Source organism: Mesorhizobium sp. M2E.F.Ca.ET.219.01.1.1 (assembly GCF_004016445.2).
In the GTDB taxonomy this organism is placed as follows: Bacteria; Pseudomonadota; Alphaproteobacteria; order Rhizobiales; family Rhizobiaceae; genus Mesorhizobium.
Genome location: NZ_SADT02000200.1, coordinates 1 through 307 on the forward strand (window position 1 = coordinate 1; position 307 = coordinate 307).

At 71.0% G+C, this 307-nt stretch carries 1 protein-coding gene; it reads left to right on the forward strand.

All coding sequences use genetic code 11. The features are described from left to right. On the forward strand, positions 1-307 hold a 307-nt coding region (locus EN862_RS35515), incomplete at both ends, for an SIS domain-containing protein (RefSeq protein WP_135913329.1).

The following is a 307-nucleotide window of genomic DNA, read 5'->3' on the forward strand; positions in this document are numbered from 1 at the left end:
CGCACTCACCGTCGCCATCACCAACACCGCCGATTCGCCGCTGGCGCGGGCATCGGACTTTGCCATCGACATCCTGGCCGGGCCGGAGCGCAGCGTCGCGGCGACCAAGACCTTCGTCAATTCGGCGGTCGCCGGCCTGGCGCTGATGGCGCATTGCACCGGCGACGATGCGCTGCTCGCGGCATTGGCGCGCCTGCCGGAGCATTTCGAGAAGGCAATCGCCTGCGACTGGATGGCGCTGGCCGGCGCGCTGGAGACGCCGCGGTCGCTGTTCATCCTCGGCCGCGGTCCGTCCGCGGCGATGGCC